The 16,334-nt window shown below is 65.1% G+C and carries 14 protein-coding genes; 6 read left to right on the forward strand and 8 right to left on the reverse strand.

Translation table 11 applies throughout. The annotated features are described in order from the left end of the window. Positions 1 to 3 precede the first annotated feature (3 nt). On the forward strand, positions 4 to 693 hold the full coding sequence (gene trmB, locus IEV75_RS04585; protein WP_188451375.1) for a tRNA (guanosine(46)-N7)-methyltransferase TrmB: 690 nt from the start codon (positions 4 to 6) through the stop codon (positions 691 to 693). 219 nt (positions 694 to 912) lie between these two features. Further along, positions 913 to 1,683, forward strand: a complete 771-nt coding sequence (locus IEV75_RS04590; RefSeq protein ID WP_188451376.1) for a Bax inhibitor-1/YccA family protein — start codon at positions 913 to 915, stop codon at positions 1,681 to 1,683. Positions 1,684 to 1,759: 76 nt separating this feature from the next. On the opposite strand, the gene IEV75_RS04595 is transcribed toward IEV75_RS04590, so the two are convergent. Then, on the reverse strand, positions 1,760 to 2,086 hold the full coding sequence (locus IEV75_RS04595; protein WP_188451377.1) for a DUF2794 domain-containing protein: 327 nt from the start codon (positions 2,084 to 2,086) through the stop codon (positions 1,760 to 1,762). 333 nt (positions 2,087 to 2,419) lie between these two features. Between IEV75_RS04595 and IEV75_RS04600 the strand changes: the two genes are divergently transcribed. The 4 genes from IEV75_RS04600 to IEV75_RS04615 are packed head-to-tail and all read left to right on the forward strand — an operon-like array spanning position 2,420 to position 6,793. Next, positions 2,420 to 3,187, forward strand: coding sequence for an ABC transporter ATP-binding protein (locus IEV75_RS04600; protein WP_188451378.1), 768 nt, complete (start codon positions 2,420 to 2,422; stop codon positions 3,185 to 3,187). After that, positions 3,184 to 3,924: an ABC transporter permease gene (locus IEV75_RS04605; protein ID WP_188451379.1), complete on the forward strand. Its 741-nt coding sequence runs from the start codon at positions 3,184 to 3,186 to the stop codon at positions 3,922 to 3,924. The genes IEV75_RS04600 and IEV75_RS04605 overlap by 4 nt, the downstream gene beginning before the upstream one ends. Continuing rightward, positions 3,921 to 5,759, forward strand: a complete 1,839-nt coding sequence (locus IEV75_RS04610; RefSeq protein ID WP_188451380.1) for a Gldg family protein — start codon at positions 3,921 to 3,923, stop codon at positions 5,757 to 5,759. The genes IEV75_RS04605 and IEV75_RS04610 overlap by 4 nt, the downstream gene beginning before the upstream one ends. After that, positions 5,756 to 6,793, forward strand: coding sequence for a DUF4340 domain-containing protein (locus IEV75_RS04615; protein WP_188451381.1), 1,038 nt, complete (start codon positions 5,756 to 5,758; stop codon positions 6,791 to 6,793). The genes IEV75_RS04610 and IEV75_RS04615 overlap by 4 nt, the downstream gene beginning before the upstream one ends. 7 nt (positions 6,794 to 6,800) lie before the next feature. Here the strand turns inward: IEV75_RS04615 and IEV75_RS04620 are convergent, their stop codons facing one another. From IEV75_RS04620 to IEV75_RS04650, 7 genes are all read right to left on the reverse strand, one after another. Further along, the gene (locus IEV75_RS04620; RefSeq protein ID WP_188451382.1) at positions 6,801 to 7,532 is read right to left on the reverse strand and encodes a DUF1223 domain-containing protein; all 732 of its coding nucleotides are present in this window, start codon (positions 7,530 to 7,532) and stop codon (positions 6,801 to 6,803) included. Between the two features lie 96 nt (positions 7,533 to 7,628). Further along, positions 7,629 to 8,348, reverse strand: a complete 720-nt coding sequence (locus IEV75_RS04625) for an inner membrane-spanning protein YciB (protein ID WP_188451383.1) — start codon at positions 8,346 to 8,348, stop codon at positions 7,629 to 7,631. A gap of 81 nt (positions 8,349 to 8,429) precedes the next feature. Beyond that, entirely contained in the window at positions 8,430 to 9,275 is an 846-nt protein-coding gene (locus IEV75_RS04630) for an EamA family transporter (protein ID WP_188451384.1), read from the reverse strand. Then, positions 9,275 to 10,435 carry a signal recognition particle-docking protein FtsY gene (ftsY, locus tag IEV75_RS04635; RefSeq protein WP_188451385.1) on the reverse strand — a complete coding sequence of 387 codons (1,161 nt, stop codon included), beginning with the start codon at positions 10,433 to 10,435 and terminating at the stop codon, positions 9,275 to 9,277. The genes IEV75_RS04630 and ftsY overlap by 1 nt, the downstream gene beginning before the upstream one ends. Beyond that, positions 10,432 to 11,766 (reverse strand): tRNA (N(6)-L-threonylcarbamoyladenosine(37)-C(2))-methylthiotransferase MtaB, encoded by a 1,335-nt coding sequence (gene mtaB, locus IEV75_RS04640; RefSeq protein ID WP_188451386.1) that lies wholly within the window; start codon positions 11,764 to 11,766, stop codon positions 10,432 to 10,434. The genes ftsY and mtaB overlap by 4 nt, the downstream gene beginning before the upstream one ends. 58 nt (positions 11,767 to 11,824) lie before the next feature. After that, on the reverse strand, positions 11,825 to 15,019 hold the full coding sequence (locus IEV75_RS04645; RefSeq protein ID WP_233351746.1) for an efflux RND transporter permease subunit: 3,195 nt from the start codon (positions 15,017 to 15,019) through the stop codon (positions 11,825 to 11,827). Beyond that, positions 15,016 to 16,170, reverse strand: a complete 1,155-nt coding sequence (locus tag IEV75_RS04650; protein ID WP_188451387.1) for an efflux RND transporter periplasmic adaptor subunit — start codon at positions 16,168 to 16,170, stop codon at positions 15,016 to 15,018. The genes IEV75_RS04645 and IEV75_RS04650 overlap by 4 nt, the downstream gene beginning before the upstream one ends. Between the last annotated feature and the right edge of the window lie 164 nt (positions 16,171 to 16,334).

Below are 16,334 nucleotides of genomic sequence, written 5' to 3' on the forward strand. Positions count from 1 at the left end.
GCCATGAGCGACGCGCAGAACCGGCAGCACCGCCGCCTGTACGGGCGGGCCAAGGGCCACGCCCTGTCAGCCCGCCAGCAGCAACTGGTGGACACGATGCTGCCGGGCGTTAGCTGGCCCGATGAAGGCGGGGTTGACCCGCGCAGCCTGCTGCCGGGTTTTGACACCCATGTGCTGGAAATCGGCTTTGGCGCGGCCGAGCACCTGACCGGACAGGCGGTGCGCGCGCCGCGCACCGGCTTTGTCGGTATCGAGCCCTTCCTCAACGGTGTCGCCAAGGCGCTCGCCGGTATTGAGGAGCACGGGCTTTCCAATGTGCGGGTGAAGCGCGCCGATGCGCGTGATGAAATCGAGCGCATGCCCGATGCGAGCTTCGACCGCATCTTCCTGCTCTTCCCCGATCCGTGGCCGAAAAAGCGCCATGCCTTCCGCCGGTTCGTGCAGGAAGATACGGCAGCGCAGCTGGCGCGTATCCTGAAACCCGGCGGGCGGCTGCGTGTGGCGACCGATGTGCGCATCTATGCGGACTGGGCACTGCCCCTGCTGCTGGAAGCGCCGGGGCTCGACTGGCAGGCGGAGAAAGCAGATGACTGGCGCATCGCGCCGGCCGACCACATCACCACGCGCTATCAGTCCAAGCATCTTGGTGACATCGATCCGGTCTTCATGGATTTCGAGCGCCGGGCGGCCTGACGTGGTTTCTCTGGATGCTCAGCCCATCCGGGCTTCACGCCTCGCATAGGCTCGGACGGGCGGTTGCCCTTGCGGCGCTGTGCGCCGGGCCGCCTGACGCAGCCGCCTTGTCCGGTTTCCCTTGAATCGGACGTATTTCCCCATGATATATAGCTTCAAGCGTGGGTGCCTTCGCACCCGTCCGCTGCCCCTGTTTGCAATGAGGTTAGTGAGACACCCATGAACCAGTTTTCCAGACCCGCCTATGGCGCAGGCTCGCTCGACACGAGCGTCGATGCCGGCCTTCGCAGCTTCATGCTGGGCGTCTACAACAAGATGGCCCTCGGCCTTCTGGTGTCGGGCGCGCTGGCCTTCCTGATCGGCAGTGCGGCCATCCCGGCCCTGACGCAGGCTGTCCTGAGCCCGCCGCTGATCTTCGTGATCCAGTTTGGCCCGATCGCGCTGCTGTTCGGCTCGATGTTCTTCATGCGCAATCCATCGCCCATGGGCTCTGCCGTTCTGTACTGGGCGATTGTTGCCCTGATCGGCTCGGGCCTGTCGGTCTGGGTCGCGCTCGCCATGAGCGGGGTCAGCGGCGAGACCATGTCGGGCACAACGCTGAACATCACGTTCGGCACGATCGCACAGGCCTTTGCCATCACCGCGGCGGCCTTCCTCGGCCTCTCGCTCTATGGCTACACGACCAAGACCAATCTGCAGCCCCTGCGCGTCTTCCTGTTCATGGGCATTATCGGCGTCGTGGCCATCGGCCTGATCAACAGCTTCTTCATCCAGTCCAGCGGCATGGAGCTGATCATCCAGTTCGCCGTTCTGCTGCTGATGGCGGGCGTGACGGCCTGGCAGACGCAGAGCCTGAAGCTGACCTATGCCGAGATCGCCGGCGACCAGCGCTCCATGGCCGTCATGACCAATTACGGCGCGCTGAACCTGTACATCGCGTTCGTGAACATGTTCCAGGTCATCCTGATGCTGCTCGGCAATCGCGAATAGGCCTGATGCCTTTTGCCTTTTTTGAGCAAGAACGCCCCGGTCATCTGGCCGGGGCGTTTTCGTTTTCCCTTCGCCTTTACGCCAGCCGCAGCTTTGCCTTGTCGAAAACCTTGAGCACCTGGGCGAGCTCATGGCCGCGCTTGAGGATCACGCCCGTGGCCGAAACAATCTTCCAGGCGCCCTGCTTTCGCGAATCGGCGGGTGTCTTGACGATGCGGTAGAGGGGAAACTCGGCTGCGTGGCGGAATACGGAAAACTCCGCCCGGTCCTTCAGCCCGTCAATGGCGTAGTCGCGCCACTCGCCTGCGGCCACCATCATTCCGTACACGCGCAAAATCGTATCCAGCTCGCGGCGATCAAACATCACCTTCGGCTCTACGGCGTGCGCATTCAGTGATTTCATATCGGCGTCCGAATTGCGGGTATGAGAAGTCTGCGCGAATTTGCTCCGGCTTACAAAGATTTCATGCGCTGCCACAGTCCCGCCTTATTCCCGCCGTCCGCGCGCCTCACGGCGTCAGCATTTTTATCCGCGCCGGCCGGTTCCGGGCGACAAGCCTGATCTGGATTTCAGCCCCCCCAGCCCCCCGGATCCGGGTTTGCCGGGCTGGCCGGTACACCCCTCCATTTGCACGATATCTGCATATGCGCAGCGCATGAGCCGCTAGCCGCGGCGCGCAAGGCGCGCTATGGGTTTGCATCATCCCTTTCCTGCCACCCAGGTTCTTGCCCGCCCATGATCGACGCGCATGACCTTGTGAAACATTTCGGCCCCACGCGCGCGGTCGACGGCATCAGCTTTTCGGCGCAAAAGGGCGAGGTTGTTGCGCTCCTGGGGCCCAATGGCGCGGGCAAATCCACCACGATGCGGATGCTGACCGGATGTCTGGAACCGGATTCGGGCAGTGCCGCGATTGCCGGCCATGATGCCGTGCGCGCACGGCACGCGGCGCAGAGCGCGCTGGGCTATCTTCCCGAAGGCGCGCCCGCCTATCCGGCCATGACGCCGCGCGCCTTTGCCCGCTTTCATTTGCGGGTACGCGGCTTTACCGGCAAGGCGCTGCACGAGGCGGCCGAACTGGCGCTGGAGCGCGCCCGGATGGGCGAGGCGGCAAACCGGCCCATCGGCATGCTGTCCAAAGGCTTCAAGCGCCGCGCCGCACTGGCAGCCGCGATTGCCCATGATCCCGCCGTCCTGATCCTCGATGAGCCGACCGACGGGCTTGATCCCAACCAGAAGGATGGTGTGCGCGCGCTTATCCGCATGATGGCGCCCGAAAAGACGATCCTGATTTCGACCCACCTGCTGGACGAGGTGGAGGCGATCTGCACGCGCGCGATTCTCATCACGGGCGGACGTATCGTCAGTGATACCACGCCTGCCGGCCTTATCAGCACGGCGCCGGACCAGAGCCTGGCCGGCGCGTTCCGCCAGCTCACCCGTCATAGCGCGGAGCAGACAACGGCACGGCCCGCGCGCAGCCGCAAGGAAACACCGGCATGACCGCGCTGTGGGCTGTTTACCGGCGGGAACTTGCCGCCTATTTCGAAACTCCCCTGGCCTGGGTGTTCCTTACCGCCTTTTCGATCGCCGCACCCAGCTTTGCCTGGCATGTCGGCGGGCTGTTTGAATCGGGCCGGGCCGACCTCACACCGCTATTCGACTATCTGCCATGGCTGCTCATGGTGCTGATGCCCGCGCTGGCGATGCGCGCCTGGGCGGAGGAGCGCGAAACCGGCACGCTGGAAATGCTGCTGGCCGCGCCGATACCGCTCTGGGCTGCAGCTCTGGCAAAGTTCCTGGCGGCATGGACGATCGCCGCCATCGCCCTGACCTTGACCTTCCCCTTGTGGGCTGCCGTGAACTATCTCGGCGACCCTGACAATGCGGCGATTGCCACGGCCTATTTCGGCGGATTGCTGCTGGCTGGCGGATATCTGGCGATCTCGCAGGCCCTGTCAGGCACCACCTCCAATCAGGTGGTCGCCTTCGTGCTGGCCATGGGGGTGTGCCTCATTCTCACCGCCGCCGGCCTGCCGCTGGTGCTGGACGCCGTGGCCTCACGCCTGCCCGGCATGTTTGCCGAGGCGCTGGCGGGCCTGTCCGCGCTGTCTCGCTTTGACTCCCTGCGGCGCGGCGTGATCAGCCTTGCTGACCTCATCTATTTCATATCGCTGATCGCTACCGGGCTTGCGCTTGCCATGGCCCTTATCGACACACGGCGCGGGGGCGGGCGATGAATCCGGCGCGTCTTCTGACCCTTGTCGTTTCCGGTCTGGTGGCAGGCTTTGTGGGCCTGAACCTGCTGGCCAGCCTGTTTGCCGATGGTGTGCGCCTCGATCTGACCGAAGGGCGGCTTTATCAGCTCAGTCCCGGCACAATAGAGGTCATCAACCGTCTGGAAGAGCCTGTAACGCTGGATTTCTACTATTCGCGCGGCGCGGCGGCACGTTACCCGGCACTGCGGGCCTATGGCGCGCGTGTGCGCGAGCTGCTGCGGGGCATCGCGGCGCGCTCGGGCGGCCGCATCCAGCTTTCCGAGATTGATCCCCAGCCCTTCACCGCGGCCGAAGATGCAGCCATCGCGGCCGGACTGGAAGCGGTGCCCACCGAGGATGGCGGGCAGCTCTTCTTCGGGCTGGCCGGCACCAATACGCTTGACCGGAGCCGGATCATTGCCTTTTTCGATCCGGCAGAGGAAGCTCGGCTGGAATACGAGATCGTCCGGGTGATTGCCGAGCTTGAGCGCGCGCGCACACCCGTCATCGCGATCATCTCCTCCCTGCCCTTCGCGCCGGGGCAGGACGGGCGCTCGGCTAATCCCATTATCGACGCGCTGGCACAGACTTATGATGTGCGCTGGCTGGATGAGCGCTTTACCGCCATTCCCGATGCCAACGCGCTGTTCATCCTGCACCCGCCCAACCTGACCGAGCAGCAGCTCTATCTTGCCGACCAGTTCGCGCTGCGGCGCGGCCGGGTGTTTGTCAGCATTGATCCGCTGGCCCATCTGGCGCTGCGCACCGGCCCTGACGGCCTGCCGCCGATCAATGCGCTGCGGACATCACGCCTGCCCCGCCTCCTGTCGCGCTGGGGTGTGGGCTATGATCCGAGCTATACCGCCATGGACCGCGAGCATGGCCTGCCGGTGCAGGTGAACGAGGCTGGCCGCACGCGCACGCGCGCCTATCCGCTCTGGTTCTCCGTGCCGCCTTCAGGGCTGTCACAGGCACTGCCGGCAACAGCCGCCCTGTCGCAAGGGGTCAATGTCGGCTCTCCGGGAATACTGGAGCCGCTGGGCGCGGAGACCGGTTTCACCGTGCTGGCCGCGACGGGGCAGGAAGGCGCGCGCATGGACAGTGATCTGGCGGCGTCTTCGCCGTCGCCGGACGTGCTTCAGCGCGACTACACACCTGACGGCAACGCGCCGCTGGCCCTGGCTGCCCGGCTGAGCGGGCCGATCAGCACCGCCTTCCCCGACGGTCCGCCCACAGGCGATATCCGGCTGGAGGCTTCTGCCCATATCGAAGGACCGGCACAGGCCGAAATCATCGTCATTGCCGACGCGGACTGGCTCGATCCGGCCTTCTATGTGCGGGCAGACGGGATGGGCGGCGAGCAGATGGTGGCCGACAATCTGGCATTCATGCTGAACCTTGCCGATGCGCTGGCGGGTGATCCGGCGCTGGTCAATCTGCGTTCGCGCACCGGATCAGCCCGGCCCATGGTGAGGGTGGAGACCCTGAGGGCGGAAGCCGAGACGCGCTTCCGCGAGCTTCAGGACGAGCTGCGCGCCGAGCTGGCCGATGCGGAAGGCTCGCTGGCGCGCCTGAGCGAGGCGGGAGAGGCCTCCACGCTGGGCGGGGCGGGCCCCGCCAGCGCAGCGCGCGCAGAGGCCCTCCGAGAGCGGATTGTGGCTGCGCGCACGGCTCTGCGCGATGTGGAGCGCGGTTTCCGGCGCGAAATCGTCGCGCTGGAGAACCGGCTGCAATTCTGGACCATATGGATCCCGCCCCTGCTGGTGATCGTGCTGGCCGTACTGACAACCCTCATCCGGCGGAGGCGGCGCAGATGATCCGGTATCGCCTGTTTGGCCGCCGTGCCCGGCGCGCTTTCATCATCGCCGCTGGCGGCTTCACACTTCTGCTTGCGGGCGGGGCGGCGCTGGTTGCCGATGCGCTGCGCGATGCGCGCCCGGACGTATCAGGCCCGGTCCTGCCGGGCTGGAGCGGGATCGCCGGCACAGCCACCGCTATCGAGATCATCACGCCGGACAATCTGTTCCGCATGGAGCGAACAGAAGACGGCTGGACCATGCCGTCGCGCGGGCATTATCCGGTCCGCGCGGAGTATCTGGCAGAGCTTGATGCGGGTCTCTCATCGCTGAGCTATGCAGCGGCGCTGACCAATGACCCCGCCCGGTTTGACCGGCTGGGCGTGGATGATCCGGCCACTGGCGGATCGGGCACCAGCCTGGTCATCACCGACGCGGACGGGAACCGGCTCGCCTCGCTGATCGTCGGCGACACGCGCGGGGACGACCGGCTCTATATCCGCACCGGCAGGCAGGAGCGGGCCTTTGCCGTTCAGGGCAGCCTGCCCGACATTGCCGACCCCGGGCGCTGGCTGGGCCTTGATTTCTTCAATGTCGACCCGGCCCGCATCGCGCGGGCGTTCATCGTGCCGGAAACCGGCCCGGCCTATATTCTCGAGCGTGAGAGCCCGGCCACCCGCAATTTTGACCTGACCAGCCCGCTCAGCTGGCAGCTGATAACGGCCGGCGCGGCCAACGGGGTCGCCAGTGCGGGCGCCCGGGTACGCTTTCGCGATGTGGGCGAGGCCAGCGGTGATGCCGGCGCCCCGCTGGCGCTTCACCGCGCATCGACGTTTGACGGCCTTGTCTATGAATACCGCTTCTACCGCGTGGACGGAGCGATCCGCGCGCATATCAGCGTTGATACCGGCAATCACGATGTGATGGACGAGGCATCCCGGCTGCGCCGGAATGCGCAAGGTTACTGGTTCGAGATCAGCGCGGATGCCTATGAACGCATGACCCGGCCGCTCGAACAGGCCGCGGCACGCTCGGTCACGCCGGTTACCGAGTAGCCAGGCCCTAGTCGTGCAGGCGCGACGCTGCCAGAAGGCGGCCGCCAGACCCATCCTGCACGAGCACCGCAAGGCCGAAACCCTCTGCCGGGCCGGGAAATTCCAGCGTGTAGCCGCCCCCTTGCCAGTCATCGAGGCGCTCAAGCGCGGCCACGGTGTTGTGATGCTCCATACGCGCGCCCTCATTGCGCCCGCCTTCAATGGGAACAACGATCAGTCCGGGACGGTAGGTGACGGCCCAGACCTGCGCCGGTTCAGCGCGCAACGGGCCATCCAGTTCCAGCCTCAGCCGCTCCGGCGATATACGTGCCAGTGATATGGTGCCGGTCAACGGCATGGTCCTGGCCACGCGCCCTGGCACATCATCGCGTGTAAAGCGCAGACGCTCCGGCCCGCCATTGATGACAAAATGAGGCGTGAAGACGCGGCTCGCCTCGCCCGCGCGGATATAATCCTTCTGCCGGTCAGCAAAGGCAGGCTGGGCGAACTGGTCTTCCCAGCCGAACATGTCCCAGTAATCGACCCCGTAAGAGAGCGCGATCACCCCTTCACGCGCCGCAATCTCCCCGAACCGGCGATTGGCTTCCACGCAGGGCGGACAGCCCTGGCTGGTGAAAAGCTCCACCACGACCGGTGTCTCCTCGGAGTGATCCGGGTTGGGCGATTCCCCGATGCCGGCCGGGTAGTGGCCGTCGGCGGCACTCAGCGAAAGGGCAAGAAGGGTGGAAATCAGCATCATGAACTAACTGTAATGCGGGATACTCGCACCTGCACAATCAACTCAGCGTGACCATAGTCAAGAGCGCTGGCGCGAGAGCGCCTCGCGGCGCAACCGCTAGCGCGCGGGCTCTCCAGCTGCCGTGCCGGCGTCAGCGGCGGGTTCACCCTCGCCGCCTTCACCCTGATCCTCGTCATCACCCTCGCCGGGCGCGCGCGCCCATTTCAGCGTGATCGGGATGTTTAGGGCCACAAACACCGCAAAGATCGGATAGGTGCCCAGCAGGCGGAAATTGACCCAGAAGGCCTCGGTCAGGTTCAGCCAGTCGAACATGCGCGCGGAATCCACCACCACGCTGTCGGTGATGTGACGCCAGAGCACTTCGTTCACCGCCGCGAGGAAGATGAAGAACAGCGCCCAGCGGATCGCCAGGATCGTCCAGATGCGCTCTGGCATCTCGAACACCGAGGAGAAGAGCGCTTTCCACACATTGAAGCCGAAGGCGAAGCTGAACAGGATCGTGAACGCAAACAGCAAATTGATGATGGTTGGCTTGATGAAGATGAAGATCGGGTCCTGCAGATAGATCGTCATCGCGCCAAACAGGGTGACGATCACGAAGGTGACCACCAGCATGGGCGGGAAGCGCTTCTGCGAGATCGCCGCATAGGCAAGCGCAATCGCGGTTGCAGCCATGAACAGCCCGGTCGACCAGTAGATCGCGCCCTCGTCCAGCACCCGGTTGGCGATATTATAGCTGATCATGAAGACCGCCGCCGGGCCGACATCAACCAGCAGCCTCGCACCCTGTCCGATTGTCTTGCCGTTGGTGCTCATGGCGGGCGTTCCTGTTCAGCGATGGTGTTGCGGGTAAGAGCCTTGCCTGATTACGTCAGCCTTGGCCAGCCGGATTGGTAGCTAGCCCAGCTGCAGCAGCGCCAGCCCGCCTGCGAGAATGAGCGCCAGCACGCCCCTGCGCAGGCCGAAGGGTTCTTTCAGCACCAGGGCGGCGAGGATCGCGCCGAACACGATGGAGGTCTCGCGAAGCGCAGCCATCGGCGCCACCGGAGCTACCGAATAGGCGTAGAGCGCAAGTGTATAGGTGGCGAGATTGAAGCCAGCGCTTTTGGCGGAGCCGGGAAGCTCCTGCAGCGCTGCGGTTACAAAGCGCCGCCCGCGCCGGGCAATGGCCGTTGCCGACATCGTGACCGCCGAGAGCAGGAAGAACCAGACCGCATAGAGGACCGGGTCTCCGGCGGCGCGCACGCCCGATGCGTCTACCACCGTATAGCCAGCCGTCATTACGGCGGCCGACAGCGCAAAGCCCAGAGCCGCCGCCTTGGGTACGCCATTCCTTTCCGGCCAGGCAAAGGCGACAATCGCGCCGGAGGCGGTGGCAAGGCCGATAATGGCAATCAGGCTCAGCGTTTCATCGAGGAAGAAAAAGGCGAAGAGCCCCGCCATGGCGGGCGCGGCCCCGCGCATCACCGGATAGACCAGATTCATCTCGCCGCGCTGGAAGGCGGCGATGAGGAACATGTTGAACGCCCAGATGATGGCTGCACCCAGGAGCAGGAAGCGCCACACCTCCCACTCAGGAAAGGGCAGGATAATCGCCAATGGCAGGCAGACCGGCACGCACAGGAGAATGGTGACGGCGCGGAAGACCAGCGTATCCTTGGCCTTCTTGGTGAACAGCGTCATCACCGAATGCGCCATGGCCGAGCCGATCATGGCAAAAGCGGCGAGCGCTGCCTCCTCCATCAGGCGTCGAGCCCCGCCAGTGCTCTGGCAAAATCGCGCGCGATAAAGGGCTGGAGATCATCCTCGCCCTCGCCGACACCGATGAAATGGATGGGCAGGCCAAATTTTTCGGCCACCTGCACCAGCGCGCCGCCTTTTGCCGTGCCGTCCAGCTTGGTCATCACGATTCCGGTGACTTTCGCCGCTTCCATGAAGGCTTCGGCCTGCGAGATGGCGTTGGAGCCTACGGTTCCATCTAGCACCAGCACGACATGATGGGGCGCGGCCTCATCGATTTTGGCGATCACGCGCAGTATCTTGCGCAGCTCCTCCATCAGCTCGGCCTTGTTCTGCAGGCGCCCTGCCGTGTCGATGAGGACAGCATCCGCGCCCGTGCGCCGGCCTTCCTGCACGGCATCATAGGCGAGCCCCGCCGCGTCCGCGCCGTGGGGACGGGAGAGAAATTGCGCGCCGGCCCGCTTTGACCAGACTTCGAGCTGCTCTACGGCGGCGGCGCGGAAGGTGTCGCCCGCTGCGGTGATCACGCTCGCACCCTCGCGCGTCATCTTGACGGCCAGCTTGCCGAGCGTCGTCGTCTTGCCGGAGCCATTGACGCCCACGAAGAGAAGCACTTGCGGGGCGGGGCCGGAAATGTCGAGCGGGGCCTGAAACGGCTCCAGCGTCTCGGTGATCACATCGGCGAGCGCCTGACGGATTTCGGTGTCCGTGACATCCTTGTCGAACCGGTCCTTCGCCAGCCGGTCTATGACCTTGGCAGCCGTGGCCGCGCCGAGATCGGCCGCAATCAGCAATTCCTCCAGCTCGTCGAGGGCTTCGCTGTCCAGCTTGCGCCTGGTGAACACGCCGGAGAGCTGGGCAGAGGATTTGGACAGGCCCGATGCGAGACGCTTGAAAAAGCCTTCCGGCTTGGCGGAGGCAGATGCCTGCTGAACCGGCGCTGGCGTGGCGGGCACTTCGGGTGCAGGCGGCGCCATCGCGGGATCTGGCACAGGGGTCAGCGCATCACCCTGCACAGGGCCGGCAACGGGCTCAGGCGTATCCTCGACCGGGGCGGGAGCAGGTGCCTCTTCAGCCGGCGCGGCAGGCTGCTCCGGCGCAGCCTCTTCTGGTGCCGGTGCTTCAGACTTGCTCTTTTTCCTGCCAAAGCCGAACCAGTTCATGCCGCCTCCAGCGGTTCTGCGATGAGATGGGTGCCGTCATGGCCGGTAATCGCCGCGCGTACCAGCGCGCCGGGGCGGGCCGGGCTCTCCATGCGGGCGGGCGCAAAGTTCGCGGCGCGCGCCAGACCATCCTTTTCCACCAGCAGCACCTCTTGCGTGCCCACCATGGCCGCCAGATGCGCGGCGAGCGCCGCCTCGCCCTTCTCGCGCAAGATGCGCGCGCGCTCCTTGATGATAGTGCCATCCACTTGCGGCATGCGCGCCGCTGGCGTGCCGGGGCGGGGCGAATAGGGAAAGACATGCAGATAGGCCAGCTGGCACTCGTCGACGAGGCGCAGCGAGTTTTCAAACATCCCGTCTGTTTCGGTCGGGAAACCGGCAATAAGGTCCGCGCCAAAGGCAATATCGGGCCGGAGGGATTTCAGCTGGTCTGTCAGCGCGATGGCATCGCTGCGCAAATGACGGCGCTTCATGCGTTTCAGGATCATGTCATCACCCGCCTGCAAGGACAGGTGCAGATACGGGCAGAAGCGCTCCTCGCGCGCGATCACATCCATCAGCTCGTCATCGATCTCGATAGCGTCGATGGAGGAAAGCCGCAGGCGTTTGAGATCCGGCACCAGTTTCAGCACCGCCTTGACCAGACGGCCAAGCTTTGGTGTGCCGGGCAGGTCCGTGCCCCAGCTGGTCATGTCGACGCCGGTGAGGACCACTTCGGTATGGCCGGTCTCCACAAGGCGGCGCACCTGGTCGACCACATCGCCCACAGGGGCAGAGCGCGCATTGCCGCGTCCGTAAGGGATGATGCAGAAGGTACAGCGATGATCGCAGCCGGTCTGCACCTGCACATAGGCGCGCGCGCGGCCCTCCAGCCCGTCCACCAGATGCCCGGCGATTTCCTTGACGGCCATAATGTCGCCGACAGACACCGTTTCGCCGCCGGAGATGGCGCTGGCCCGGAAAGTATCGCTTTTGAGCTTCTCCGCATTGCCGATGACCCGGTCGACTTCGGGCATGACGGCAAAGCGCTTCGGATCGATCTGGGCGGCGCAGCCGGTCACGATCATCTGGGCTGCCGGATTGTCGCGCTTCATCCGGCGGATGGTCTGGCGGGCCTGACGCACCGCCTCGTTCGTGACCGCACAGGTATTGATGATGATGGCGCCGGAAAGCCCCGCCTCGCGGGCATGGTCGCGCATCACCTCGCTTTCCCAGGCGTTGAGGCGGCAGCCAAAGGTGACGATTTCCACGCCTTCGGCTCCGCCCTCACGGGCGGGCGCTGCCGGATCGGCAGGCTCAAGGGTGGTGTTATCGGGGCCGGGGGCGCTCATTGCCGGGATAAGTGAGCCTCGAGAGGCCACGGGTCAAGCCGGGTGGTGCGTGCAGCCTCTATTCGGCAGGTTCGGCCTGGGGCTGGACCTCGCGCACCCTCACCCCGCGCAAATCCTCCACAATAAGCACATAGGCTGGCAAGAGCAGGAGGATGAGGGCTGAGGCGAAGAGCAGGCCGATACCCAGCGAAATGGTCATCGGCACCAGGAATTGCGCCTGCGGGCTGGTCTCCAGCATGATCGGCAACAGGCCGAAAGCGGTGGTCAGCGTGGTGATGAGGATGGGGCGGAAGCGCCGGGAGGTGGCCTCCGAAATCGCTTCCGCCGGCGTATAGCCTCGCCCGACATTCATGTTGTAGCGGTCCATCAGCACGATTGAGGCGTTTACCACCACGCCGGAGAGCGCAACCATGCCGAACAGGGAGGGGAAGGACACGTCATACCCCATCAGGAAATGGCCGAAAATCGCCCCGCCAATACCGAAGGGAATGGCAATCAGAATGACCAGCGGCTGCACATAGCTGCCCAGCTGCGTCGCCAGCAGGGCGTACATGATGATGATGGCAAACAGGAAGCCTTGCCCGATGGAGGCAAAATCCTCGGCCTGGTCACGGCCCGCGCCAGACAGCTCCCAGCGCAGCTGCGGAAACTCGGCTACAAGGTCGGCCAGAAGGCGGTTTTCGACAATCGCGCGCGCATCGTCCGGCGTCAGGATGGCCCGGTCGACATCGGCCGTCACCTCGATGACCCGGCGGCCATCCACCGAGTCAATGGCCGTCAAAGACCGCGTTTCGGTGATATCGGCCGCCACGCTCAAGGGTATGGCCGTCCCATCCGGCGCGCGCACACGAAATTGCGACAGATCATCGAGGCTGGTGCGCTCTCCTTGCGGATAACGAACAAAGACCTGCACTTCCTCGCTGCCGCGCTGTATCCGCTGGACCTCCTCGCCGAAAAAGCCCTGACGGGCCTGACGGGCGATATCGGCCGCGCGAAGGCCTGCTGCATCACCAGCCGGAGTCAGCGCAAAGTTCAGCTGGCGCTTGCCCAGCTCATAACCCCCGTCAATGCCGCTCACGGCGTCGATATCGCGCAAGCCGGCAACGAGCCGGTTTACCGCCTGCTCCAGCGTTTCGTTGTCGGGATGGGAGAGCTGGTAGGCGATATCGGGGTTTTGCGGCCCGGCAGAGGCGGTGAAGGTCAGGCGCTCCACCCCGGCCAGCTGGCCGATGCGGGTGCGCCATTCGCGTTCGAGCTCGGTCGAGGAGAGGCGGCGCTGTGAGGAGGGAACAAGGCGTATCTCGATCTGGGCGACATGGGAGGCGATCGAGGTGGAGCTGACCGAGCCTGGACCGCCGAACAGGCTCGTTTGCCCGCCAATCACCGCGGAAATGGACTCAAATACCGGCGCGCCACGCTCTGCATATTCCGCCTGCATGGCCTCTGCCTCGTCCAGCATGCGCCGCGCGGCGGCGTTCGTCGCCTCGAAGGGGGCGCCGGTAGGCAGAACAAGGCTGGCCGTGATGGAATCGGCCTCGATATTGGGAAAGAAGACGAAGCGCACCGTGCCGGTACCCAGCAAGGTGAAGCAGGCAATCAGGATACAAAAGCCTGCAACGGCCACGAGATAGCGCATCCGGCCGGCAAAGCGTGTCCAGCCGCGCAGCACATTGTCCGCAAACCCGGCGACATAGCCGTCCACCCAGTTCTGGATGGAACGCATGGGGCCGCGCGACCAGGTGGAGCCGCCTGCGAGCTGGGTCGGCAGGACGAAGAAGGCGACAATCAGCGAGACGATGAGGATGGAAATCACCAGTATGGGGATGGGCCGGGTGATTTCCCCGAACGTGCCGGTGATGAACACCAGCGGGCCGAAGGCGGCGACGGTGGTCAGCACCCCGACCAGCACGGGCGCGGCCACGCCGGTGACCCCGGCAATGGCTGCGTCCTTGTTGGAACGGCCCTTCATGCGTTCCCGGTCGGTGTTTTCGCCGACCACAATGGCGGCATCGACCACGATACCCAGCACGATAATGAGGCCGAACGTGGTGATGAAATTGAGCGTCACCCCGGCCGCGCCAAACAGGGTAAAGCCCCCCAGAAAGGCAATCGGCACGCCCAGCGCCACCCAGAAGGCCAGGCGCAAATCCAGCAGCAGGACCAGAAGCAGGAAGACCAGGGTGAAGCCCAGAATGGCATTGCGCGCCAGCAGCGAGACGCGGTCACGGAAAACCTGGCTCTGGTCACTGGCGACGCTCAGCGACACGCCCGGCGGCAATACCGCCTGATCCACATAGTCGATGGCCCGCGCCCGCACCCGCAGAAGGTCCTCATTGCCGCGCAGCTGCACATCAACAAGGGCGGCTGGCTGGCCGTTGAACAGGCTGATGAGCGGATCTTCTGAAAATCCGTCCGTAACCGTTGCCACATCACGCACCCGGATACGCGATCCGTCAGGCTGCGCCCGCAGGATAATCTCCTCGAAGGCCTCGCCGGTTTCCGCTCGCGCATTGGTGCGCAGGAGAAAATCCCCGGCCCCTGTGCGTATCTGCCCGCCGGACAGATCTATCGAGGCGGCGCGCAAGGCCTGTGCAACGTCACCAAAGGTCAGGCCATAGGCGCGCAGCGCGTCTTCGGACACGGAAATCGCGATCTCGTAGGGGCGCACCCCGCGCAACTGCACGGTGGAGATGCCGTTTACCGCCATCAGATCGCGCTCGACCTGCTCGGCAGCGCGGCGCAAAACCCCCTCACTGACCGGGCCGCTGAGTACCAGGGTGAGCACGTTCGTCGTTGGCTGGGGGATGCGTATCTGCGGCTGCTCGGCATCGGCGGGCGGAAAGCTCACCAGCGAGTCCACCGCCGTCTGTACGTCGTCGCGTACAATGCGCGGATTGGCAAATTCGCTGATCTCGATCGTTACCGTGCCGACATTCTCCGATGCCGTGGCGCGCACTTCGCGTACGCCATCAAGGCCGATCACGGCCTCTTCCACACGCCGCGTTATGGATTGCTCCACGTCTTCAGGCGTCGCACCGGGATAGAGCACCGAGACGATAATCGTACGCGGGGTGAAGGCGGGAAACACTTCGGTGCGCATGGTCGCCGCGCTGATCGCCCCGCTGAGCAGGAGCAGGATCATCACCAGGTTGGCCGCTACGGGGTTGTCGGCAAACCAGCGGATCAGGCCCGCGCCGGGCAGGCCCTGGTCTGCGGGCGTGTCCGGCGAACCGGAGGGGCGCGCGCCGCTCAATTCTCCCGCTCCGCCATGATGGTGACCGGGCCGGCCAGAACCGCTTCGGGCAAGGGCGAGACGATAACGCCCTCACCGGCGTCAAACGGGGCCGCAAACACCCTGCCGCCGGAGCGATCGAGCACGGTGATCTCTACCGGAACGATCCGACCGCCGCGCACGGTGCGCACTTCAGACAATCCGGCCAGCGCCGAAGCAGGCAAGCTGACGGCCTCGGGCAGGCTGGCACCCTCAATCGAAACATTGGCAAACAGACCCGGGCGCAAATTCCCGGGCTCGTCCGGCAGGACGAAAACCGTGATCAGGCGTGACCTGTCCTCCAGACGCGCGCCCTCGCGCACAATTGTGCCCGTCATGTCAGGCGCGGCGCCCGCCTCGAAACTCAGCCGGACCGTGCGCCCGGTAGCGGGCGCAATGCGGGCCAGCTCTTCCGGGCTCAGCGGCACGGCAATTTCCAGCGCATCAATGGCATAGGCCTCGCCATAGGGCTGACCGGCGCCAAGTGTCTGGCCGAGCTCGATGCGCGCATCGGCAATGCGCCCGTCAAACGGCAGGCGCAGGCGCGTGCGGTCAAGATTGAGCCGGGCCTGCTCCAGATCGGCGCGCGTGGATGTGACCCGGGCGCGGGCCGCCTCAAGCTGGGGCTCCAGCGCGGTCAGCGGCGCGATGGGCTCGCCCGGATAAAGCGCCTCCCATTCCTCGCGGGCAAGGGTTGCCTCGGCTTCCAGACGCTGCAGGGCGCTCTGCGCATCGGCATAGGCTGCGCCGGCGCGGTCCACGGCAAGGCGGTAATTGCGCGGATCAATGACTGCGAGCGTTTCACCGGCTTCAAACCGCGCGCCAGTGCGGGCCGAGGGTGAAACCTCCACCACCTGACCGCCGACTTCGGGCGTCAGGGCGACGATGGCCCGGGCACGCACAGTCCCGGTGGTATTTACCCGCACGCTGTGAGCCTGAACCCGGGGGCGCACGACCTCTACAGGGGCGGCGGAGGCCTCAGCGCCATTGCCGCCTGACGCCGGGGCCGAACTGCTGGCAGCCAGCCAGGCCGTCAGTGCCAGCGACAGAATGATTATTCCAACGATGATGGCCAGCTGCACCCAGCCAAGCCAGCTGCGCTCCTCGTGAAGATCCTGCCGGTCATCGTTCATGGTGACTGTCCGCCCTCGCCGGTTGGGCTTAACCTAGCGCCTTCGCTGCATTTGCACAGTGGGCGCGGCGCCGCACCCACATGAAATTCTGTTCAGCTTGTGTGCGCCTGCGCCAATGGCCGCCAGGCTGCAACCGGTGATGACGCTCACCCGTTGAGGCCATA

Source organism: Glycocaulis albus, from assembly GCF_014639075.1.
Lineage (GTDB): Bacteria > Pseudomonadota > Alphaproteobacteria > Caulobacterales > Maricaulaceae > Glycocaulis > Glycocaulis albus.

Excerpts from the sequence above, each read along its gene's own strand:
- trmB (WP_188451375.1), top strand. The coding sequence starts at position 4 with ATGAGCGACGCGCAGAACCGGCAGCACCGCCGCCTGTACGGGCGGGCC.
- IEV75_RS04590 (WP_188451376.1), top strand. The coding sequence starts at position 913 with ATGAACCAGTTTTCCAGACCCGCCTATGGCGCAGGCTCGCTCGACACG.
- IEV75_RS04595 (WP_188451377.1), bottom strand. The coding sequence starts at position 2,086 with ATGAAATCACTGAATGCGCACGCCGTAGAGCCGAAGGTGATGTTTGAT.
- IEV75_RS04600 (WP_188451378.1), top strand. The coding sequence starts at position 2,420 with ATGATCGACGCGCATGACCTTGTGAAACATTTCGGCCCCACGCGCGCG.
- IEV75_RS04605 (WP_188451379.1), top strand. The coding sequence starts at position 3,184 with ATGACCGCGCTGTGGGCTGTTTACCGGCGGGAACTTGCCGCCTATTTC.
- IEV75_RS04610 (WP_188451380.1), top strand. The coding sequence starts at position 3,921 with ATGAATCCGGCGCGTCTTCTGACCCTTGTCGTTTCCGGTCTGGTGGCA.
- IEV75_RS04615 (WP_188451381.1), top strand. The coding sequence starts at position 5,756 with ATGATCCGGTATCGCCTGTTTGGCCGCCGTGCCCGGCGCGCTTTCATC.
- IEV75_RS04620 (WP_188451382.1), bottom strand. The coding sequence starts at position 7,532 with ATGATGCTGATTTCCACCCTTCTTGCCCTTTCGCTGAGTGCCGCCGAC.
- IEV75_RS04625 (WP_188451383.1), bottom strand. The coding sequence starts at position 8,348 with ATGAGCACCAACGGCAAGACAATCGGACAGGGTGCGAGGCTGCTGGTT.
- IEV75_RS04630 (WP_188451384.1), bottom strand. The coding sequence starts at position 9,275 with ATGGAGGAGGCAGCGCTCGCCGCTTTTGCCATGATCGGCTCGGCCATG.
- ftsY (WP_188451385.1), bottom strand. The coding sequence starts at position 10,435 with ATGAACTGGTTCGGCTTTGGCAGGAAAAAGAGCAAGTCTGAAGCACCG.
- mtaB (WP_188451386.1), bottom strand. The coding sequence starts at position 11,766 with ATGAGCGCCCCCGGCCCCGATAACACCACCCTTGAGCCTGCCGATCCG.
- IEV75_RS04650 (WP_188451387.1), bottom strand. The coding sequence starts at position 16,170 with ATGAACGATGACCGGCAGGATCTTCACGAGGAGCGCAGCTGGCTTGGC.